At 38.3% G+C, this 22,213-nt stretch carries 20 protein-coding genes; 14 read left to right on the top strand and 6 right to left on the bottom strand.

The genetic code is table 11. From position 1 onward, the window contains the following. The first annotated feature begins 521 nt into the window (after positions 1-521). Positions 522-3,662: a ribonuclease E gene (gene rne, locus I6F44_RS05395; RefSeq protein ID WP_121954233.1), complete on the top strand. Its 3,141-nt coding sequence runs from the start codon at positions 522-524 to the stop codon at positions 3,660-3,662. 80 nt (positions 3,663-3,742) lie between these two features. Here the strand turns inward: rne and I6F44_RS05390 are convergent, their stop codons facing one another. After that, complete coding sequence (locus I6F44_RS05390; protein WP_007585713.1) at positions 3,743-4,108, bottom strand: hypothetical protein; 366 nt, start codon at positions 4,106-4,108, stop codon at positions 3,743-3,745. Positions 4,109-4,201: 93 nt separating this feature from the next. Between I6F44_RS05390 and I6F44_RS05385 the strand changes: the two genes are divergently transcribed. Beyond that, complete coding sequence (locus tag I6F44_RS05385) at positions 4,202-4,810, top strand: DUF4124 domain-containing protein (RefSeq protein WP_197173394.1); 609 nt, start codon at positions 4,202-4,204, stop codon at positions 4,808-4,810. Between the two features lie 15 nt (positions 4,811-4,825). Further along, positions 4,826-5,476 carry a DUF4124 domain-containing protein gene (locus I6F44_RS05380; RefSeq protein ID WP_121955651.1) on the top strand — a complete coding sequence of 217 codons (651 nt, stop codon included), beginning with the start codon at positions 4,826-4,828 and terminating at the stop codon, positions 5,474-5,476. A gap of 71 nt (positions 5,477-5,547) precedes the next feature. Here I6F44_RS05380 and yejK read toward each other — a convergent pair whose 3' ends face one another. Further along, complete coding sequence (gene yejK / locus I6F44_RS05375) at positions 5,548-6,564, bottom strand: nucleoid-associated protein YejK (protein ID WP_121955650.1); 1,017 nt, start codon at positions 6,562-6,564, stop codon at positions 5,548-5,550. 62 nt (positions 6,565-6,626) lie between these two features. Between yejK and I6F44_RS05370 the strand changes: the two genes are divergently transcribed. From I6F44_RS05370 to I6F44_RS05340, 7 genes are all read left to right on the top strand, one after another. Continuing rightward, a complete protein-coding gene (locus tag I6F44_RS05370; RefSeq protein WP_007375276.1) occupies positions 6,627-6,839 on the top strand; it encodes a DUF1414 domain-containing protein in 213 nt (70 codons plus the stop codon). A gap of 5 nt (positions 6,840-6,844) precedes the next feature. Beyond that, positions 6,845-8,341: a DUF3413 domain-containing protein gene (locus I6F44_RS05365; RefSeq protein WP_007585701.1), complete on the top strand. Its 1,497-nt coding sequence runs from the start codon at positions 6,845-6,847 to the stop codon at positions 8,339-8,341. Positions 8,342-8,432: 91 nt separating this feature from the next. Next, positions 8,433-8,915, top strand: coding sequence for a DUF4124 domain-containing protein (locus I6F44_RS05360; RefSeq protein ID WP_121955649.1), 483 nt, complete (start codon positions 8,433-8,435; stop codon positions 8,913-8,915). A gap of 103 nt (positions 8,916-9,018) precedes the next feature. Next, positions 9,019-10,737 (top strand): bifunctional isocitrate dehydrogenase kinase/phosphatase, encoded by a 1,719-nt coding sequence (gene aceK / locus I6F44_RS05355; protein WP_007585698.1) that lies wholly within the window; start codon positions 9,019-9,021, stop codon positions 10,735-10,737. 16 nt (positions 10,738-10,753) lie between these two features. Continuing rightward, entirely contained in the window at positions 10,754-11,692 is a 939-nt protein-coding gene (locus tag I6F44_RS05350; protein WP_002961484.1) for a LysR family transcriptional regulator, read from the top strand. 177 nt (positions 11,693-11,869) lie between these two features. Then, positions 11,870-12,313 (top strand): ferritin-like domain-containing protein, encoded by a 444-nt coding sequence (locus tag I6F44_RS05345; RefSeq protein WP_024594386.1) that lies wholly within the window; start codon positions 11,870-11,872, stop codon positions 12,311-12,313. 569 nt (positions 12,314-12,882) lie between these two features. Next, positions 12,883-13,287, top strand: coding sequence for an ExbD/TolR family protein (locus I6F44_RS05340; RefSeq protein WP_331459048.1), 405 nt, complete (start codon positions 12,883-12,885; stop codon positions 13,285-13,287). Positions 13,288-13,359: 72 nt separating this feature from the next. Here the strand turns inward: I6F44_RS05340 and I6F44_RS05335 are convergent, their stop codons facing one another. The 3 genes from I6F44_RS05335 to I6F44_RS05325 are packed head-to-tail and all read right to left on the bottom strand — an operon-like array spanning position 13,360 to position 18,047. Then, a complete protein-coding gene (locus I6F44_RS05335; RefSeq protein WP_101216180.1) occupies positions 13,360-16,395 on the bottom strand; it encodes a TonB-dependent receptor plug domain-containing protein in 3,036 nt (1,011 codons plus the stop codon). A 9-nt stretch (positions 16,396-16,404) separates the two neighbouring features. Beyond that, a complete protein-coding gene (locus I6F44_RS05330) occupies positions 16,405-17,484 on the bottom strand; it encodes a FecR family protein (protein ID WP_007585689.1) in 1,080 nt (359 codons plus the stop codon). Then, a complete protein-coding gene (locus I6F44_RS05325) occupies positions 17,481-18,047 on the bottom strand; it encodes an RNA polymerase sigma factor (RefSeq protein WP_002961494.1) in 567 nt (188 codons plus the stop codon). The genes I6F44_RS05330 and I6F44_RS05325 overlap by 4 nt, the downstream gene beginning before the upstream one ends. A 374-nt stretch (positions 18,048-18,421) precedes the next feature. Between I6F44_RS05325 and I6F44_RS05320 the strand changes: the two genes are divergently transcribed. Further along, a complete protein-coding gene (locus I6F44_RS05320; RefSeq protein WP_121955609.1) occupies positions 18,422-18,937 on the top strand; it encodes a DUF2937 family protein in 516 nt (171 codons plus the stop codon). Here the strand turns inward: I6F44_RS05320 and I6F44_RS05315 are convergent. Continuing rightward, entirely contained in the window at positions 18,917-19,804 is an 888-nt protein-coding gene (locus I6F44_RS05315) for a LysR family transcriptional regulator (protein ID WP_007585683.1), read from the bottom strand. The two genes, I6F44_RS05320 and I6F44_RS05315, sit on opposite strands and share 21 nt — an antisense overlap. 122 nt (positions 19,805-19,926) lie before the next feature. On the opposite strand from I6F44_RS05315, the gene I6F44_RS05310 reads away from it, so the two are divergent. The 3 genes from I6F44_RS05310 to I6F44_RS05300 all read left to right on the top strand — a co-directional run bounded on the left by I6F44_RS05310 (position 19,927) and on the right by I6F44_RS05300 (position 22,173). Continuing rightward, positions 19,927-20,577 (top strand): peroxiredoxin-like family protein, encoded by a 651-nt coding sequence (locus I6F44_RS05310; RefSeq protein WP_007585680.1) that lies wholly within the window; start codon positions 19,927-19,929, stop codon positions 20,575-20,577. Beyond that, positions 20,577-21,344: a haloacid dehalogenase type II gene (locus tag I6F44_RS05305; RefSeq protein ID WP_024590458.1), complete on the top strand. Its 768-nt coding sequence runs from the start codon at positions 20,577-20,579 to the stop codon at positions 21,342-21,344. Before I6F44_RS05310 ends, I6F44_RS05305 begins: the two co-directional genes overlap by 1 nt. Before the next feature lie 220 nt (positions 21,345-21,564). Continuing rightward, the gene (locus tag I6F44_RS05300) at positions 21,565-22,173 is read left to right on the top strand and encodes a PilZ domain-containing protein (protein ID WP_024594380.1); all 609 of its coding nucleotides are present in this window, start codon (positions 21,565-21,567) and stop codon (positions 22,171-22,173) included. Positions 22,174-22,213 lie beyond the last annotated feature (40 nt).

Raw genomic sequence — 22,213 nt, 5'->3', positions numbered from 1 at the left:
TGAACATGAAGCGATTTTTAACGTGCTAGAGAAAGCAATGAACAGATAATTTGTCTGATAGTGACGACGTAAAAAAAGTCGTTCAGCACTAGCTCAATTATTGTAGTACCGTATAGCAGCTTATTTAGAACTAAAAAAATCTAATAAATAAGCGTTCATTAACATCGGCAGCGATTTTTGCTCTTAAAACGGATATTAGCGATACATCAGTATGTATTGCTCACCAACTTAATGAGCCCTACGCGCCTAATATGAATGATATTTAGTAAGATTAATATGACAGGCCGACTTCTGGGTAAAACTTGTAAACGTAGCTGAAAAGCCGACAGTTTTAGCACCATTAAGAATTTAATAGCGATAATAATTGCTATTGTTTGCCAGCATTTAAAATACTGCATACGAGAAACAGAGCCGTTCCGTTAAAGACCCAGTCGTGAGGCTGCACATTCTAAAAATAGGGACAACTGAACAGGCGAGAAAAACATCGTCATGTCAGCGACATAAATAAGTAGAGTAACAATATGAAACGTATGCTAATCAATGCAACGCAGCAAGAAGAAATGCGCGTAGCACTGGTTGATGGCCAGCGCCTATATGATTTAGATATCGAAAGCCCAGGTCACGAACAGAAAAAAGCCAATATTTATAAAGGCAAAATCACTCGCATTGAACCATCTCTTGAAGCAGCATTTGTTGATTACGGTGCTGACCGCCATGGTTTCCTTCCTTTAAAAGAAATTGCCCGTACTTACTTCCCTGCAGGTTACACTTTTCATGGTCGCCCTAACATTCGCGACGTGATCAAAGAAGGTCAAGAAGTTATAGTACAAGTTGATAAAGAAGAGCGTGGCCAAAAAGGCGCTGCGTTAACTACTTTTATCAGTGTTGCTGGTAGCTACTTAGTACTTATGCCTAACAACCCACGTGCTGGCGGTATTTCTCGTCGCATTGAAGGTGATGAACGTACTGAACTTAAAGAAGCATTGGGTCGTTTAGAACTTCCTAAAGGTATGGGCTTAATTGTTCGTACAGCGGGTGTTGGTAAATCGTTTGAAGAATTAAACTACGATTTAAAAGCATTATTAGTACATTGGGAAGCAATTAGACAAGCAGCCGATAGTGCTAAAGCGCCATTTTTAATACACCAAGAAAGCAATGTAATATTCCGTGCGATACGCGATTATTTACGTCGTGATATTGGCGAAATTTTAATTGATAAACCACGTGTTTTTGAAGAAGCTAAAGCGCACATTGAGCGTTTTCGTCCTGACTTTATGAGCCGTGTTAAGCTTTATCAAGGCGACACTCCTTTATTTACGCATTACCAAATTGAAAGCCAAATTGAGTCTGCGTTCCAGCGTGAAGTACGCTTGCCTTCTGGTGGTTCAATTGTAATTGACCCAACTGAAGCACTAACGTCTATCGATATCAACTCGTCTAAAGCAACTAAAGGCGGCGATATTGAAGAAACAGCACTTAATACTAACTTAGAAGCGGCCGATGAGATTGCACGTCAATTACGTCTTCGTGACTTAGGTGGTTTAATTGTTATCGACTTTATCGATATGACACCTCCGCGTCATCAACGTGAAGTAGAAAATCGTTTAAAAGATGCTGCTCGTCCAGATCGTGCTCGTGTTCAAATTGGTAAAATTTCACGCTTTGGTTTACTTGAAATGTCGCGTCAGCGTTTGCGTCCTTCATTAGGTGAAGCAAGCCAAGGCCCATGCCCACGTTGTAGTGGCCAAGGTACTATTCGTTCAAACGAATCAATTGCGCTTTCTATTCTTCGTTTAATTGAAGAAGAAGCAATTAAAGACAACACAGCACAAGTAAATGCACAAGTGCCTGTTGCCGTTGCCGCTTATTTATTAAATGAGCAACGTCGTAGTGTTCATCGCATTGAAAAACATCATAAATGTGACGTAGTGATTATTCCTAATCAACATATGGAAACACCACATTACGAAGTTATGCGTCTACGTAAAGACGAAACACTTGAAACGGTAAGTTACGGACAAGTTGTTGCGCCAGAACCTGAAGCATTTGAGATGTCAAAATCACCAAGTGCACCAGTACGTGAAGAGCCAATGCTAAAAGGTGTTGTAATGCCTTCTACACCGGCTCCACAAGCAGAGCCTACACCAGTAGCTCAGCCTGTAGTAACAGAGACTAAAACTGAAGGTGGCTTGTTTGAAGCAATCACTAAATGGTTTAAATCGTTATTTGCAAGCGAAACAGTAGAAGAGAAAAAAGAAGCTGTAGAAAAAGAGCAGCAAGAAGCGCGTAATAACGCTCGCCGTGGTAACGATAATCGTCGTCGTAATAACAACCAACGTCGTCGTAATAATAACCCGCGCACTAATAAACCACGCAATGAGCGCCCTGCAGCTGAAGAGGAAGTTAAAACAGACTCACCAGCAGCAACAAGTAACGAGACGCAAGAGAGAAACGAGAACCGCAATAAGCGTCGTCGTAACCCTAACTCTCGTAAGCGCCCAGAGCATAAAAGCGAAGAAAAAGATCAAGTTAAAACTGAAGCCCCTGTGAAAGCAGAAGTAGAAGTAGAAACTGATTCTAAGCCAGCTCAAGCTGTAGAGCCTAAAGAGCAAAAGCCTAAGGTTCGCCGTCAACGTCGTAACATACGTAAAAAAGTACGTCTGCAAGATGAAAACGCTGAGCAAGCTAACTCAACAGAGCAAACACCTGAACAAGCGGTAGTTACTGACACTCCACAAGTTCAAGAGCAAGCACCTGTTGTAGAAAAGCAAACACAAGCTCCGGCAGAAAAAACAGCTCACATTAAAGAAGAGAAAGTTGACGTTGTTGATTCTAACGATGAAGAAGCAACTACTGAAGACGAGCAAGAGCAAACACGTACACGTTCACGCCGTTCTCCTCGTCATCTTCGTGCATCAGGTCAACGTCGTCGACGTCCTGAAGGTGAAGCAGAAGTTAAATCTGACGAAGCCCCTGCATTTGTTCCAGTTGCTGATCAAGCTGCTGCAGAATATGAAGCAGAGCTTAAAGCTAAATCTGAAGAAACACCTGTAGATGCAGCGCAGCAAATTGAACAAGCCGTTGCAGTTGAAGACTTAGCAAAAGTTGAAGCTGTAGAAGAGCCAGCTAAAGTTGAAACTCCAGTAGTAACTGAAGAGCCAGCTAAAGTTGAAACTCCTGTAGTAACTGAAGAGCCAGCTAAAGTTGAAACGCCAGTAGCAACTGAAGAGCCAGCTAAAGTTGAAACGCCAGTAGCAACTGAAGAACCAGCTAAAGTTGAAACGCCAGTAGTAACTGAAGAGCCAGCTAAAGTTGAAACATCAGTAGCCACTGAAGAGCCTGCTAAAGTTGAAACTCCAGTAGTGACTGAAGAGCCAGCTAAAGTTGAAGCGCCAGTAGTAACTGAAGAGCCAGCTAAAGTTGAAGCAAAAGTGAAAACTGAAAAATCAGCACCGCATGTTAAAACAGCGGTTACTCAAGGGTCTGCAAGTGCGCCAATGGCACAGCCTACTCCTGTAGCTGATAGCGAAGTAAAGCATACATCTGTTGCAATGGCTCACGATAAACGTGAACTAGTGCCAGATAGTGGTTTACGTGCGGGTTCTATCAAACCTGCTGGTCGTGCAAGTTCTGCAATGACTAAAACATTGAGTGTTGATTAATAACTAACACTTATTAAAAAGCCCCGCTATTAATAAATAGCGGGGCTTTTTTGTTTAATACCTACTTAAACTATTAATAGTTAGCTTTCATTCGCCAATTTGTACGCTTCATATTTATCACATTCAAGTTCTGCAATATTTTTATCATAAATAGATTCTGATCTATATGACTTTAAAGTTAGATCTGTGCAGCGTTGCTCTAACTCCTCAACTTTAGGCATGGTTGGATCAATACTATAGAGTAAAAAATGCTTTTCACTTTTCTTGCCAGCGTCTAACATTTGCTGGTGGAACTCTTGATCTGCCGTTAAGCTCTTGAGCTTTGCGTCAATTTGAATTTGTTCGCTCATTTTGTAATAGTCACTCACTATTTTCTTCTCTGTTAATTTGCTGTAGCAAACAAATAGTAAAAAAGTAGCCAATAAACAATAAATAACTCCTCTCATATTGATAATTCCTCCTTGACATAGTAATGGGTTTTTAGCCTAATATAACACTATAATTAAATACATATTTGAGTCAATCCATAAGAAGGCAACATGCCCAATAACCAAATGAAACGGAAGTTATTTTTTGGTCTTATATTATTTTCAGCGACAGCCAGTTCACAACAAGTTTACAGTTGGGTCGATAAAAATGGTGTACGTCATTTCTCAGATGTCCCAACAGATCAAAGAGCAGAAGTAGTTGAAGTAGTTGAAGGAATTGAATCTACACCTACTGTACAAAAAGTTGTAGTTAAAACTAATAACCGTATTCATGGCTTTGAAGATGAGCCTGAAGAACATATTCCGGGCTCTGAAGTAATAATTAAAGGAACAGGAGCTAGGCTCAGCTGTAATAAGCTTATTGCATATAAAGGGAATATATTTCAAGGCATTACTCGTTCAAAATACCATGATTCTGACACTCCAAAAAGAAAAGCCCTAGTAGGGTTAAGAATGCACGAAAATACTAAAGAAAAATTAAAAAAAGAAAACCAGAGGTTACAAACTCACCTTGAAAAACAACAAGAGTACTATAAAAAAAATGAATCAATTAAATATGCCATTGATAACTCGCTGGACCAGATAGCTGAAAATAAATGTGAGATCCAAGTCCATTTACGCTATATGGAACTCATTCAAAAAAAAATAAATTCACTATAATAACCAAGGATTGATATGATCAAAATTATGTTCACGATACTTTTATTTTCAAGTTTCGTTTTACAAGCAAAAGTATACAAGTGTGAAGACGAACTGGGCAAAGTATCGTTTACCGATATCCCTTGTGAGCAAGGTGATGAATCAGGCAATCCTCAACAGAACAACAGCACTTCGCAAAGTCCAATAATTAACAAGACTCCAAAAGAGGTTAATTCTATTAAAGAAGCCCTAAACTATGTGGGTTGGAACCAAATAGTGTTATTAAATTTAGACTTAATTGAACAGCAATATATAACTCCTAAAAAAAGCTTCAACTTTGAACATTCCTTTTTAGCACCGAGTCGTTATCAATACTCAACTGTTCCTATTCATAGTGTGACAGCAAGATTTATTAATGGTTTGGGTGAAATTATTTACCAAGGGAAAATATACACAAAAGATTTTTCTTCTAGAACTGATAACAATGGCTTTTTCAATGCTACTTTTTCTGATATCAATAAACGAATGATAGAGATGGGATTAGAAGACCAGACTGAGAACACTCTTCGCTATGGAAGAGGTAATTGGAGATGGACTCATCGTAATTTCGCCTGTCATGCTCGATCTGACTTTAACCCGAAAAGTTCAATTATTGGTTTGAAAATCACTTGTAAGACGAACAAATAGTTATTATCGTTATCTAATTAATAAAGCCGCGTTATAACACGGCTTTTTCTTTTAATTTAGGTACTTAAACACTACTCTTTTTCATTTTCCATAAAACGTTGCAACTGATCTTTTAAGTTTGGCGGAATGCCTTTAATCACTAGTGTATCGGTTGCTTCGTTGTACGTTACGCGCTCACCTAAGTGTTTACGTTCAAAACTTACACTTACACCCCCACCAAGGCCTGAAAACTTAACCATACTGGTTACGGTTTTCTTATCAACGGGGAAAGTTTCTTCCAAGTCATAGCTTTGCTCTTTGCAAAAACTATCAAACGGGCTGTCATCGCCTTTTGTAAGTGTTGCAGATAGATCGCTCACACTTGCATCTTCGCCTGTGGTTACGCAATCATTACAGTAATCAAATACTTGTTTACGTAAATCGTCTTTTTCTGATTTATCAAACTGTTGCTCTGATAAATAATCCTCTACTGCGCTAAGCATTACTTGGCTTTGCTGTTTTGAATCAATACCCTCTTCACAGCCTAAAAAGTCTAAGAAAAAGTCAGCAACTTTACGACCCGCACGTCCTTTGATAAACGAAATATAACGATTATCTTCTGCTTGCGTATCCCACGCTGTTAAATCGATACGAGCAGCGAGTTGCATGCGAGATATGTCTAAATGGCGAGAAGCCGCTAAATCAAGCTCAGACGTCATAGAATAATGCTCTTTAATGTTAATCATCGCAATTAACATGTAATCGGTAGCAACATACTGATAATGACAAAATACTAAATAGCCTGTTTCACTAAATGCATACTTATCAAGCTCTTCTTTTAAAACCGTTGAGGCTTGCTCGGTCATATGCCAAAAGCCTAGCTCATCGTTACGGTAGCTTTGCATTGCAGATGCTACAACGCTGTTTTTATCACCACTGAAAGCACAGTAACCTTTACCTGGCTTACCATTATATGCATGATGTAATTGTTCGATAAAAACGGCTACTTTATCGTTAATTACCATCTCATCATTTCGAAGGTGAATTTGCGTATCGTCGTCTTTTTTGTCTACATAATGAACGACTAATTTTTTAACGTCTGTTGTCATCTTTGTTTTTCACGCCTCTAGTGTTAAAATACGAGAATATAACTATTTTATTGAACCAACTGATGCCAATCTTATCAAAATACTCTAATGAAGAAGTAGAACAAATCGTCGATCAGCTTATTGATGTGCTAACTAAACACAATGCGCCGGTAGATTTAAGCCTTATGTGTTTAGGAAATTCTATCACGCATATCTTAAAAGAGCATGTACCAACAGGGAAAAGACAAGCCGTAACTGAGAACTTTGCAAAAGCTCTATCACAGTCGGTTAAATAAACTCTATGAATTTATCGCAGCACAATCAGTTTTCATCAAAAGCGAGTCAGCTATTAAGCTGGGGCCATTGGTTTACTTTTGCCAATATTGGCTTGGCGCTATTTATTAGCTTAAGCTACTTATTTGCCGACTCGCCACCAACAAGCTTTATGGGCATTACTTATATGCTAGTAACGTGGTTAAGCCACACTAGTTTTATCGCCTTTTTAGCGTTTGTGCTGACGGTATTTCCGCTTAGTTTAATATTCCCCTACCCACGACATATACGAGGCATGGCGGCTGTTATAGCCACACTAGGCGCTTCACTGCTTACCCTTGATGCTTATGTGTATGTTAATTTGGGTTATCATCTAAGTATATCTGCCTTACCTGAGATTATTTCTCTACTGTGGCATCGTTTAACCAGTTCACCTGCTTTAACAACCATTTTAGCCAGTGGGATTGTATTACTTATTTTAGGCTTTCAGCTACTTGTGAGTAATTACACATGGCAACACCTTGAGCGCTTAAAACAATATAAATTTGCACGTTACGCAATTTCATTTTTAATAGTGTGTTTTTCACTTAGTCACAGTATTCATATTTGGGCTGACGCAAATTTAAACTTTGACGTAACGAAGCAAGATAATGTACTACCACTTTCATACCCTACTACCGCTAAAAGTTTATTGGCTAAAAATGACCTGCTTGATATAGAAAGCTATAAGCAAGCACATAACGTAAAAATTAATAACCAAAATATTAGTTATCAAATGCCGAGCCCGCTTGATAAGTGTGAAGATTACACACAAGCCAATGTAGATATTTTTGTATTTGAAACCCAGCAACAACTCGCTAAATTTGTTGCCGATAATAAAAACTTACACAAAACAGAGCAGTTTTTACAGCCAACTAATCACGACGATATGCTATTTAGCTTAGTGTATGGTTTGCCAGCTTTTTATAAAGCAGCAATTTTAAGAGATCAAACTCTTCCCGCATGGCAAAGTCAGCGCCGCAGCATTGAAGTAACCGGCGTGGAAGAACTTAGTTTTATAAATGATCAAGCACATAGTTCTAGCGCAATTAGAGTTATTAAAAGTAGCGATAACGCCGTTGTACGAGATGATAAAACACAGGTTTTTGCTTTTAGTCTTGCCAATAACAAGCAAGAAGTAGTAACAACATCAACTTTATATAGCTCCGACAAACGTATTTCTAAAGTAGATGGACTTATTCAACCTAGCGATTTAATTGCAACAAGTGTTGGCCAATATTTAAATTGTAAAGCCATTGCTAAGCAAACAATGCTGGGCGTTAATTTATACAAGAAAAAAGATGATATGGGCGTTAACTACTCTCAGGGTGTTGTTATAGCCTATAAAAAAGATAGGATTACCTTAATAGATTCAGATGGTAACTTTAAAAACATCTCTGCCGCTGAGGGGTTTTCTATTGAACAAGGTTTAGATATACCATTTTTAGTACAGAGTATTAAAAAGCTTAAAACCTTCACTCAATAGCCGTTATCCTAACCTAGCTTGCTATACCACCAAGCTAGGTTATAGTTTTATATTGTTTTACTAAAAAATATAAAAATCAAGGACGGCATACATGTTTAAAATTCTTCGTTATATCATCCTCCACTCTAGCTTTTTACTTGCCAGTTTTTTTAGCTTTAGCGATACCACTTACTACAAATGCGTAACAGAAAAAGGCACAGTTTTTTCTCAACTTCCCTGTGACGACGAAGCAACGACTTATAAAGTTAACACAACGGGTAATCAGTATTCAGGTCCTCAAGTTGATTACACTAAACAACTAAATGAGCTTGAACGTGAAAGACTCCTGTCAGGTTTACAGGCAGAGCTTCGCAGTAATAACAACAAACTAACAATACTTGATCGTAACAAGCAGCGTGCTGAATATAAACAACAAGAACGGTTAAATCATATTCTAGCCATTGATGATAAAAAGCGTATTACCAAAGACATTACTAAAAAATTAAAAATAATTAATAAAGAGTACAAAAAAGATGTATTGATTATTACTAAACAAATTAAAATTCTCGAAAAAAAGATAGCTCAATACAAATAAATCACTCTTAATTAGCAAGTAATATTTATCTTGGTTTTAAACTTAAAATAACATACCCTTAACACAATAGAGTATAAGCTCTAGGGACTATTAAGGAGTGCAAATGCAGCCTCGCCATATTGCTGAATTAATTTTAACGGGTTTTAAAAGGCACTATCAGCTATTTCAAAAAACAACGGCCAAAGCCCCTCTCGCCTTTGCAAAAAAAGATTGGCAAGCAATTAATGATATCAGCCGTTTGCGTATCAGCTATTATGATGATCGTGTTAACGAAACCACACAAGCGCTAAAAAAAGAAACCCCAACAGAGCAATTAGATGAAAGCCTATGGCTCGAAGTTAAAAAGATATATCAGCATTTTTTATGTTTCCACCCTCAAGCAGAACTCGCCGAAACCTTTTATAACTCTGTATTTTGCCGGCTGTACCATAGGCGCTATTTTCATAATGACTTTATATTTGTAGAAGCAACTTTGAAAGATGCTCCTTCAGTACCTGTTGAGGCCGAATATAGGACATACTTTCCAGTAGTTGATGGCCTAAAGCCAACAATAAAGCGCATTATTAATCATTTTGATTTTAAAGCCCCATTTGTAAATTTAGAGCGTGATATTCGCCTTCTTGTTAAAGCATTTTATAAACAAGCCCCCGATACACATCATCAACCTTGGCAAATGCGCTTTGATATTTTACACACACCTTTTTATCGTAATAAAGCAGCTTATATTGTTGGTCGTGTTGTTTCAAAAAGTGGGGTTCAGCCTTTTATAATCGCCGTGTTACACGATGAAGATAACGGATTATATTTAGATGCACTTTTAACTAAATCATCTCAAATGCGTGTCATTTTTGGCTTTGCCCGTGCCTACTTTATGGTAGAGACTCATGCACCTTCAGCACTTGTCCGGTTTTTGAATCAGCTTATGCCAAACAAAACACTTGCTGAGCTCTATAACGCAGTGGGTTTTCATAAGCAGGGTAAAACTGAGTTTTATCGAGAGTTTTTAAATCACTTATCTCACTCTAGTGATGAGTTTACAATTGCACCGGGTACTCCCGGTATGGTGATGATGGTATTTACCCTTCCCTCATTTGGTTATGTTTTTAAAGTAATAAAAGACAAATTTGGTGAAAGTAAGCCCTTCGGCCGTGATACCGTATTAAAGCGTTATCAACTAGTAAAAAACCATGATCGCGTTGGCAGAATGGCCGATACCATAGAGTATTCTAACGTCGTATTTCCTTTGGCGCGTTTTGATAGTAATTTACTTGCGCAATTACATAAAACAATTGGCTCATCAATGGTAATTGAAGGCGAATGGTTGATCATCAAGCATTTATATATTGAACGGCGCATGACACCACTCAATTTATTTTTAGAAAATGCTGATGAAGAAAGTGCCGCAGACGCGATTGAAGAATACGGGCAAGCTCTAAAAGAAATGATTGCCGTTAATATATTTCCTGGCGATATGCTCTTAAAAAACTTTGGTGTAAGTAAGCACAAACGTATTATTTTTTACGATTACGATGAAGTTCAATACCTAACAGATATGAACTTTAGAGCATTACCAAAAGCAAAGAGCTACGACGATTATTTAATGGATGAACAAAGTTACTCTGTTGCACCACAAGATGTATTCCCAGAGCAGTTATGTACATTTGTAATGCCTAATCCTATGTATAAAAAGTTTTTTCTCAGCACTCATCCAGAGCTTATAGATGTTAGCTTTTGGAAGCAGGCGCAACAAAATATAAAAAATGGGCAGGTAAGTCATATTTACCCTTACCCGACAGCACAGCGATTTATCCATCACTGGTAGACGCAAAGGACACACAATGAATATAAGTAAAATAGATTTAAATTTACTCGTTTATCTCGATACATTGCTTCGAGAATGCAACGTAACACGCGCTGCTAATCAATTGAGTATTACGCAGCCCGCAATGAGTAATGGCCTTAAACGTCTTCGTAACTTATTTAACGACCCTATTTTAGTTCGTACCAGCGATGGTATGGTCCCGACAGAGCGCGCTTTAGAGTTACAACCCGTTATTCGTGGCATATTAATGACGCTTGAAGAAACCCTAGCACCTAATAGAGAATTTGAGGCAAGCCAGAGTAAACGTGTATTTAGAATAATGGCCAGTGATTACGCTGCAAGTACGTTAGCGCCAAAGCTCTTAAGTAAACTACACGAAGAAGCCCCCGATACTACTTTAGATATACTCACACCAAGTGATGTAACCTTTCATGACGTAGAAAACGGTAAAGTAGATATGGCAATCAACCGTTTTGAAAACTTACCTCAGTCTTTTCATCATAAACGTATTTGGAAAGACAGTTTTTGCTGCTTAGTTAAGGCCGACAACCCTATTATTGAAAACTTTAGCCTCGACAGCTACTTAAAAGCGCGCCATATATGGGTGAGTAAAACAGGTTTTGGTGTAGGCGTGGGCATGGACCCTAAAGATGTGCAAAAACTTGGTTGGGTTGACGAAGCACTTGCCCACTTTGGTAAACATCGTAACATTGCCACTTTTACGCGTAACTACCATGTAGCGATTCATTTAGCTAAAGAGAAAAATTTGATTGCGACCCTTCCTTCAAAAGCCGCAAATATATACTTAGATGATCCGGGGCTTAAAATTTTAGAGCCACCGTTTCCAATTCCTCCTTTTGAGCTTGATATGATTTGGAGCCCACTGTTACATCGCGATGCGAGCCATATCTGGTTACGCCAAAAAGTAGCTGAAGTAGCTGAAGAGCTAAAATAACTTTATTACACAATATAATGTAAAAATTGCTAGGTTAATACTTTCCTCATTAACTTAGCCCCTTTCTGAAATGAAATTAAACCAATAAAATCAAATGACTACATGAAAATAAAAACATGGAACATACATTGCTTTTATTAAATTGAACTATACATTCATTTAATAAAAGAGGTCATTATGAACACCCATCAAGGATCAGAAGTAAATCATATTACTGACATCATTCAAGTTATGAACAGCGGCATCGACTTTTATCAAAAAGCACAGGAAAAAGTTGAAGACCCTGCTATTGGCGCACTTTTTCAGCGTATGATAGATGCCCGAAAAGTGAGTGTTGAGCGCTTGCAGCCATATGCAATTAATGAAAAAGGTGAACGCGAAGATGGTTCATCTTTCGCAGTTGAAGCACGACGTGCATACACAGCCTTACTTACTACATTCACCTCACATAACGACAGCACGTATGTAAAAGAGCTTGAAGAAGTAGAAGATAAAACGCTTGTAGAAATTAAAGCCGCTATGGATAAACCACAACCGGCTGATTGCGAAGCTGCACTGGCTAAAACATTATTAACAATGCAAAGCTGCCATGCAGAAATGAGCCGTATGCAAAAGCATTAAGCTTACATAATGCATAAATAGAACCCAGCCTAGCGCTGGGTTTTTTATTGCCTCTAATACCAACCTGCATAGATATTTAAGCAATTTAACGAATTAAATTACACTATAACGATGCTAAATAGACCCCATATAAGCAGATTGCTATAAACACCACCTTATTTCGCCACATTTTAAATACATAATGAATACAAATATTTAATGTTATTAGAATATTTATTTAACCACGATTTATTTTTGCTGTGCTAATTTTGTTAGTAGGTACCTAAAACCTTGCTGTGGCGCCGCAGCATTTAATTAAAAATAAGGTCCAATATGAAAAGTAAGCTAGGGCGTGTTGATCTCTGGTGGTTGAATTTGCATCAGTATGTTTGGTTTTTAGGCAAGGCAGAGCCTATGTAGTGTGGTTATTCCCCATAAATAGGCGATAACGCAGCATAAAGGCCAAACATGCGCTGCCCTTTGGGTTCTTTCTAGGGACGATTAACTCTTTGTTGCTCGGTTTTTACTTAGCCCACTAGGTTACAAACATCGCGCCGCGATTTAATCGCCCCTAGATTGAACAAATTTCAATCCACAAAGATTCACACGCCCTAACTAAACTGCAAAATAATGCTGATGTAGATATGACCCCGATGTTAGACATAGTGTTCATATTACTAATTTTCTTTATTGTAACTACATCTTTTGTAAAACCTGTGGCTATTGAATTAAACCGACCACTCGACAGCCCTCAAATAGATAAGCCTGTTAAAAATGCTTTATTTAGAATTGATGAAAGTAACGGAATATATTTTTCGGGGAGGTTAATTGATTTAGAGCAAGTTGCGACTAATTTAGCGATGTTCGCGGCTAAATATGAAATAAGTTCGGTACTTATAACCGCAGACGAAAACAGTACACATAATACTTTAATGAGTGTAATGAATAATATTAAGCAATACGATGATTATTCAATAAGTTTGATTTCTAAATAAAACAGCCCAAGATAAAACCAAAAAAAGGGCCTTACGGCCCTTTGAGTTAAATAACGAAAGGGAGGTTATTAATTAAAAACGGTATTCTGCACCTACGTAGTAGTAAGCACCGTTAAATCCAAATGGAGCAGAACGACGTGAGTAGTCAAACACACCTGAGCTACTTATTACTGTATTGCCACTAGCATCCACAATAGTACCTGAGCGAGAGTTACCTATTTCGTTTTTATCTGGGTAAACATCAAACAAGTTATTTGCACCAATGTTTACCGACAAATCTTCAGTAACGAAGTAGTTAACTTTAACGTCAGTTAAAATTTCTGCGCCATACGTTTGACGACCACCATCTTCTACTGTGTACTCACCAAAGCGATTAAGTGACAGGTTAACTGTCCAATCGTCACGTTGATAAAGCGCACTTAAGTTAATACGATCCTCTGGTTGCCACTCTTCAATAATAGAGATGTCTTCCGCTGAAAATATATCGTCTACGTTTACTGTCTCAAGGCTTGAGCCAGCAGGCGAAAATAACGATACAACATCTGTTTTAGTAAAGTTAGCTGCAAGTGTAAAATCAAGCGTGCCGCCTAAACCTTCAGTGTTCCACGTTGCTACAAAATCAACACCACGAGTTTCTGTATCAGCACCATTTAAGAAGAACTGACCTACGCCAGCACCCGCACTATTTAGTGCAGCATCAAGGCTTGTAGATAAACCTTTACCTAAGCGGTCACTAATTACAATACGGTCGTCAATATCAATTGAGTAGTAATCAACGGTTACATTAATATTATCTGTAACGTTATATACAATACCTAAACTACGGTTTTGTGATTTTTCTTCTTTAAGCTTTGGAATACCTAAGCTTTGCGCAAGTGTTGAATCATTTCTAAATGTACCAACCTCTTCTGCAACTAAATTACCATTAGTACCAACAACAAATTGCGTACTTACGTTATTAAAGTAAAGCTGCTGCATTGAAGGCGCTCTAAAACCTGAGCTTAATGCACCACGTAGTGAAATATCGTCGGTTACAGACCAGTTACCAGCAAGCTTAAAGTTTACTGTATCACCAAAGCCTTTGTAGTTATCGTAGCGAAGTGCACCCGATAAAATTACATCTTCAATCACATAAGATTCTGCATCTATGTAAAATGAAATTACATCACGCGATTCATCAACTGATGACGCAGGAGCTGAACCACCAAAACCTTGTGAACCACCTGATGCATCTTCAGAGCCAACACCACCACTTAAGCCGTTGTAAATACTTACACCGTTGGTTGTATCGTAATCGCGGTATGCGTACTCATTACCTTCTAAAATGCGATATTCGTCAGTACGGATTTCTGCACCCATTGCTAAAGAATAATCATCAAAGTTTTGCGTAAAATCAATATTGATTGTTTGCAGTGATAATTCCATGCCGTAAGCGTACGCTTCACGTGGGATAGTTGTACGAATATCAGCAGCACTTAAACCTTGGTCATAACGTAAAAAGTTAGCGTATGAGGCATTGATAGTGTCACTTGTCGTGTAATCAATGCTGTTTTCACCATAGGTGTAAGATAAATCAAGGCTTGCATCGTTATCAAACTCAGTTTTATAACCAAAGTTGTACGAGATATCGTCGATAGTTGTATTAATTTTTGGTAAGAAACCTAATGGAATCGTCGCATCGTTATCTTGTAGTACTGGGTTACCACCTGCATTTGCATTATGACGGAAAAATGCAGCCGACTCATTTTCACGTGTTGAGTAAGTAATAAAGCCGTAAAGCTCGCCATCACCTAACTCGTAACCGGTATTAATTGTTAAACCAAATTGCTGAGAATCAGCATCACCAATTCTAAAAGTATCACGATCGGCTGTCAGCTCACGCGGATCGCCAGCAAGTAAAGTGCCGTCACTTAGTTCTGTACAACCATAAAACTGACAAGAGCCATGTAAACCAGCACGGTTAGTCGGTGCACGGTCACGGTAATTGATAGTTGTATTTAAATAACCGTCATCACCTAGCGCAAAGCCTTTATTAAAATCAAGGTTAATGGTTTCGCCATCGCCTTCAGAATATTGACCGTAGTTAATAGCCGCTTTGCCACCTTCGCTACCATCTTTAAGCACAATATTAATAACACCTGCAATTGCATCAGAACCATACTGAGCAGCAGCGCCATCACGTAATACTTCAATGCGTTTAATTGCAGAAGCTGGAATTGCATTCATGTCAGTACCTGCGGTACCACGCCCAACAGAGCCATTAATATGAATAATACTTGCTTGGTGACGACGTTTGCCGTTAATTAAAACCAATGTTTGATCGGGGCCCAAACCGCGAAGTGTCGCAGGTCTTAAAGCATCAGTACCGTCACTAATTGCAGAGCTTGAAAAGTTAAATGAAGGGGCGATAGACTGTAGCATACGACCAACTTCTGTTTGGCCTGTATTTTCAAGCGCTTCTGCACTTAAGATATCTACTGGAACGGGTAAATCTTCAACTGAACGTCCTGCTACACGGCTACCGACAATAGCAATTTTTTCAATTTTTTCTTGAGCGACTTCTTCTGCTGCGTTTACACCTTGCGAATTTACTGCAAGTAAAGCTGGTAATACTGCTGCACTGACCGCTGAAAGCTTCATCATGTTGTTATCATTCCTATTGATTTGTTTGAGTTTTATACTCAGTAAACCATTTTGATCAACAACCGCATCGAGTTCAGTCCCACCTAATAATGCCTCTAGAGCATCTAGCTGAGTGTAAAATCCATAAACTGAATTTGCGTCATACTGCTTTGCCAACTCATAAGAAAACACCACGGTTTGCTCTGTTTGTTTAGCATATTCAATTAAGGCTTTGTCTGCTCGCTGCGCTTTTATATCAAATTGCACCATTTGCCCAGTGGTTTGAGTTGCTGCTTGTACACTCAAGCTAAAAATAGCCGGTACAAGCACACTAAATCCACTCAATAAATGCGTTTGGTTACTGCGCAACTTATATAAACAGCTGACAAACAAAAATCCTCTATGGCTTTGTTTCTTTTTTTTAATGTTTTTTTTACGTTCAATCTTTATTGATGCAACTTTATCTAACATTAGTTTGATTTGCATAACGTCTACTTATGATTCTGTATGGTGTTTTAGCGTTACTACATGCTCACCTAAACGCTCATGATCAATCGAAAAATTAGTTTGTAAACTCTCAAGTAAACCTTCAACGTCACCCGCTTTAAATACCCCAGCTACTTTAATACTGGCAAGCTCGGCCGATGAAAGCTCAAAACGTGTGGCGGTATAGCGACTTACTTCATTTAAAGCATCGCTTAGCTCTTCTCCATTAAAAATAAGCATGCCATTTTGCCATGCCAAATCGCGTTGTACGTCGTTCATTGAAAGCTGGGTAATTGGCTTGGTAACACTCTGCTCTATAATTACTTTTTCGCCTGAGGTAACAATATTGGCATTAATTTGACGAATTTTTTGCGTGCTGTTATCTGCAAGCTGATAATCTTTAAAGTCATTTGCGTCAACCGCTACACTAGGGTCGGTGATCATCACTTTGCCTTCGGTAACAACAAGCTCTAAATCTGATGAGGTATTACGCTGTACATTAAACACGGTACCGAGTGCGGTAAAGCTTTTGTCGCCGGCCATAACACTAAACGGACGCGTGGCATCTTTTGCTACGTTAAAACGCCCTTCTCCACGACTAAGTAACAACTGCCTGCGGCCTTTGCTATAAGCAACTTCTAGCAAGCTATTAGTATTAAGCTGCACTATAGTGCCGTCTGGCAATACATACGTTGCTTGCTCGCCTACTTTTGTTTTGTAAATTTTAGTGTAGTTAACTTTTGCAAGCTCTTGGTTATAGCCGTTTTCTAAATTAATTAATAAGTAGCTGCATACCATTAACGCTGCAAATAAGCTCGCTGCAATTGAGTAAGAAAACATCCACTTATTTTTTGATGCTTTAGTATTGTTACGCTGAGGAAATAAATGACTTAATTCATTTAACACCGAAAGCTCATCCCAAAGCTGAGCAAGCTCGTATATAGAGTCTTGATGGGCGATGCTTTGCATCATCCATAATTTAAATTGCTCTTTTTCATCATCAGTTAAACCACGATCAATCGCGCTTATCCAATCACATGACTTTTCTAAAATTAAATCTTTTGAATTAAATTGATGAACATTACTCATTCTGCGACCCTCTTAACTGAGATAGGGTGTGCTTGAGCTTTAGGGTTTGTTTGTGGACTTTGCTCATGTTCCCGCATGTACAACATGGTTTGTAACAATCCTTTGGCAATGTGTTTTTCAACAGTGCTTTGGCTTAACTGCATTTGGTCTGCGATCTCTTTTTGGCTCATGCCGTAAACTTTTTTTAATATAAAGCATTTACGAATCGATGAGCTTAGTTGCTCAGTAGCTCTACAAAAAAGTAAAAAGCGCTCTTTAGATGTGTATTCATCCTCAAGCTTCATTGATTTGAGTAATACCGGTAATTCGTTATCATTTTCTAACGAATCATTAAATTTGTTGTCCCACTTAGCTATATGGTTAAGTGCTAAGTGTTTTGCTGTTTTAAGCATGTAACTGCGCGTAAACTGTATATCTTGCTTTAAATCAGCTTCGTAGCTTTTTACAAAGGTTTCTTGCACAATATCTTCTACATCGTCGGGCTGAACGATGCGCGATACAAAACGTTTGAGCTGTTTAGATATATCAACAAATGTTGACGTGAATTTTACTTTTTTCGTCATCCTTAACATCCACCTGTTGTTATTTTTATTATTAGGGCGTGTTGGCCTTTCGTGGTTGAATTTGCAGCAGTACGTTTGGTATTTAGGCAAGGCAGAGCCTATGTAGTGTGGTTATTCCCCATAAATAGGTGATAACGCAGCATAAATGCCAAACACGCGCTGCCCGTTGGGTTCTTTCTAGGGACGATTAACTCTTTGTTGCTTGGTTTTGACTTAGCCCGCTAGGTTACAAACCTCGCGCCGCGATTAAATCGTACCTAGATTGAAAAAATTTCAATCCACAAAGGTCAACACACCCCATTAGATTACGAGTTTTTGATATAAAAACAAGCTCAAATGTTAATTCTGGGTTATTTAAATGGATAGGAAGATAAATGAGTAAATTTTTAGATTACATCCGACTTAGTTTCTTTGCATTCGGTTTACTACTTGGGGTGCAAATTCCTGCATTTATAAGCGATTTTGGCCAAGCATTATCAGCCCAATTAATTGAAGCTAATAATGCCATTGCGCCTTTTAAAAGCGATGCAGCTAAGTATTTTAATAATGATTTAAATAAGCTAATTAAACACTATAAAAATATTGATGATGGGATTGTGAATAAAGGTGCAAGTAATATCAGTACACTTTACACACGACAACAAGACTTACAAATCGCTGTAAATAGGTTTGCGCAATCTCCATATATTTTTACTATAATCAGTGGCATGAGTGATGTAAAGCAACAAGTGTGGCAACGCTTCGAAGGTCAAATCATTTTAAAAAAAGACTCTATTATAGCCGCCATTGTTGCAGCTATTATAGTTGCCTTACTTGCCGAGCTTACTGGTTATTTGTTTTTAACTGGAGTAAAACGCTCATTTAAACGCTTATTCGCAGCTCAAAAATAGTGATTTCATAAAGTCATAAAATACATCGGTTTTGCGGGTAGTTAAGCTATTTTGCGGACGCAAAAACCAAACTGGTGCATCATCTTGTGCCATTACACCGGGCATAACTTCAACTAAAATGCCATTTTTAATATCTTCATGAATAGCTATCATTGATTTAATTGCAATGCCATGACCTGCAATGGCTGCTTGAGTCATATTGTCGGAATTAGAAATAGTAAAGCGTGTTCTTGCATTAAAAGTATGTGTTTTACCTTGTTCATCAAAAAGCTTTAATTGGCGCTGCCACGGCAGGCAAACCCAATAGTGTTCGCTCAATTGAGCTAAGCTTTTAGGCATGCCATATTTTTTTATGTAGCTAGGAGCTGCGCAAAGTATACGTTTGTTGTTTACTATTTTTCGCGACAGTAAACCGGAATCATTTAATTGTCCTACACGAATTGCCACATCTTGTGCGTCATCAACAACATTTACAAAATGATCTGTAATTAAAAAATCAAGTTTTAGTTCAGGATAGGCCTGCTCTAACTCATTAAGTCTTGGCATTACGTATTTTGAAAAAATCCAAGGGGGCATAGTCACGCGTAATAAACCACTCACAGATGAACTACGCGCACCAATACTATGCTCAGCGTCGTGCAGCGCCTCCATTATAGCGCCAACTCGCGTATAAAATATTTCACCTGCGGGAGATAACCGTACTCGTCGGCTATCTCTAAAAACAAGTACTGTTGCAAGCTCACGTTCTAATTTACTTAAGCGATGGCTTACCGTTGCAGGCGATAAACGCTGCTCGCGCGCAGCAGCAAGCACCCCTTTATTTTCAACTACTGCTATAAATGTTTCTAGGTCGCTTAAATTATACATAAAGATGCCATTGTGCACTTTTCAATGTTTAACATTTTCGAATGAAGCTTTCAGTTTTGCAATGTTTATTTAAATATGTAAAACACTATAATTGCAAATAGTCTAATTATTGAGGTTCAATCATGAGTTTAAAAGCGCAAATAGATGCCTATAACGTACAAAAAGATGCCAAGTTACCGGCTGACGTTTTAGCATTAATGAACACTACAAACGAAGAGCTTATTGCACAGCATATTAAAGACAATGCGTTGCAAATTGGTCAAAAGGTAGAAAACTTCAGCCTAGCCAACCATAACGGCGAAAACATTGAGCTTGCGGATTTATTAAAAAAAGGCCCGGTAATTATTAGCTTTTATCGTGGTGGCTGGTGCCCATATTGTAATTTAGAGCTAAAAGCACTTAATGACTACTTACCGCAATTTAAAACTCAAAATGCTCAGTTAGTCGCAATATCACCACAACTGCCTGATGAAACTCTCTCAACTGCACAAAAAAACGATCTTGAGTTTGACGTGCTTTCAGATGTTAGTAATAAAGTAGCTGAGCAATTTGGTTTATTGTTTACACTTGATGAGCGTATTCAAGCGTTATACACACAATTTGGTATTGATTTTGAACACTACTACGGCGATAAAAGCTTTAAATTGCCGCTACCGGCTACTTATGTGATAAACCAAGAAGGTGTTATTACATACGCATTTTTAAACGAAGACTACACCCTACGCGCAGAACCTACTGATATTATGGCAGCACTTGAATCGGAGAATAACTAATGTCTATTTTAAAATCGTTAAAAACACTTACTCTTTCACTACTTGTAGGCACAAGCCTTGTATCTGGTTATGCAGTCGCTGATGAACCAAAAGAACAAGTAAAGCCCAAAGTGCTTATTTTTGATGTAAACGAAACCCTACTTGATTTAACGTCAATGCGTACCTCTATTGGTAAAGCACTAGGCGGGCGTGAAGATTTATTACCACTTTGGTTTTCGACTATGCTGCACCATTCATTAGTAGATACAGTAAGCGGTAGTTATCACGACTTTGGGCAAATTGGGGTGGCATCACTCCTTATGGTTGCTCAAAATAATAATATTGATATTACTAGTGAACAAGCTAAAACAGCTATTGTTACGCCTCTTTTAACGCTTCCTCCACACAGCGATGTTAAAGAAGGACTGGCAAAACTTAGAGCTCAGGGCTATAAGTTAGTAAGCCTTACAAATTCTTCAAACAAAGGTGTAAAGGCACAGTTTGAAAGCGCTGGTTTAATGTCTTACTTTGATGCACGTTACAGCATTGAAGATATTAAAATTTACAAACCAGACTTACGTGCTTATGAATGGGTACTTAAAAAGCTAAATGTAGCACCAAATGAAGCTATGATGGTTGCAGCCCATGGCTGGGATGTTGCTGGCGCAAAAGAAGCAGGCTTACAAACCACTTTCATTGCACGCCCAGGTAAAGCACTTTACCCATTAGCTAAAAAACCAGATCACGTTGTGAAAGATTTACATGAATTAGCCGCTCTACTTAAATAAGTATGCGCTGATGAATCAATACCCAAGCGGCCAATGTTAGGATGACATTGGCCGCTTTTTTATAACTACCCCTAAATATGTCTTAGTGTATTTATTTTCATAATCAGTATGTTAAAAATTGAATGTAAACAAAGCATTTAGCCCACTATGAGTTATTTTATCTGCTAGCAATTTAGTACTCACAACGCTACTATTAAATAAATACGTGGTGGAGAACATAATGAATAGTGAAAGATTAGGTGAGTTTGAGCAGTACTTTCAAATTAATGAAAGTATAAGAGTGAATTTATTCGCCGTATCGAACGGACAAGTTCCTAAATCGCAGCTTGAGCTAGAAGACGATATCCCCCCACTATTTAGATTAGCAAATGAAGTAAGTGAACTTGAGCAAAGCTCGTTACGACCACTGCGTAACTTGGGCGATATAGCACAAGAGCTAGCTACATTTTTACAAGCGCAGTCACGTAAAATAGATTTAATAATGAGCCATATTTTGGCCTCAGAACAAGCCCAAGATAATGCAATACAATGTGATAGCTACGGCGGTGGCGGTATTCGCTTTACATCACCCGAAGTACACTCAATTGGCCAAGCGTTTAGAACAAAACTGTTTTTGCACCACGAAGCCTCTGCGGTTTATTGTTACACCGAAGTTGTGGCAGTAGAAAAACAAGATAGCGAACATTACCAATACACCCTACTCTTTACCGCAATTAGAACCACTGACCAAGAACTTATTGTTAGAGCAAGTTTACATGCTCAAACCCGCCAACTTAAAAAACGTCAAGAACTTGATCAAAACCAAGCCGACCTAAACAGTGATAATTAGCTGACATCTTTATGTAAAATGCTAAACTAGCGTCATCTTA

This window comes from Pseudoalteromonas sp. NZS11_1, from assembly GCF_015864275.1.
Classification (GTDB): Bacteria; Pseudomonadota; Gammaproteobacteria; order Enterobacterales; family Alteromonadaceae; genus Pseudoalteromonas; species Pseudoalteromonas arctica.
This window is presented reverse-complemented; position numbering and strand designations above follow the sequence as displayed.